1 protein-coding gene and 1 pseudogene are annotated in these 340 nt (G+C 61.5%); one reads left to right on the forward strand and one right to left on the reverse strand.

Translation table 11 applies throughout. The features are described 5' to 3' along the window. A pseudogene (locus E5W87_RS20950) lies at window positions 1-136 on the reverse strand (3-oxoacyl-ACP reductase); the annotation flags it as partial. A 91-nt stretch (window positions 137-227) separates the two neighbouring features. On the opposite strand from E5W87_RS20950, the gene E5W87_RS36120 reads away from it, so the two are divergent. Further along, on the forward strand, window positions 228-340 hold a 113-nt coding region (locus tag E5W87_RS36120; RefSeq protein WP_367118850.1), incomplete at its 3' end, for a LysR family transcriptional regulator.

Consider the following 340-nt stretch of genomic DNA (forward strand, 5'->3'; position numbering starts at 1 on the left):
TTTCAGCGGCCGCTTCGTCGATGTCGGCGACGACCACGGGCACGCCTTCGCCGGCCAGCGACCGCGCGATCGCCCCGCCCAACCCGCCGCCGGCTCCAAAGACGAGCGCGACCTTACCCTTCAGTTCGAGATCCACAGGAAACCCTCCAATTCAAGGCGGATTATCATCAACGCCGTACAGAAGAAAACATGGCTTGCCGTATAATTTGATGATAGTTTTTCTATCGATGGAATCACGCTTTCTCGAAACCTTCCTCCTCGTGGCGGAACTCGGTTCGCTGGCCGAGGCGGCCCGCCGTCTGGCAATCACGCCGGCCGCGGTGGCCCAGCGCATGCAGGC

Source organism: Mesorhizobium sp., assembly GCF_004962925.1.
GTDB lineage: Bacteria > Pseudomonadota > Alphaproteobacteria > Rhizobiales > Rhizobiaceae > Mesorhizobium.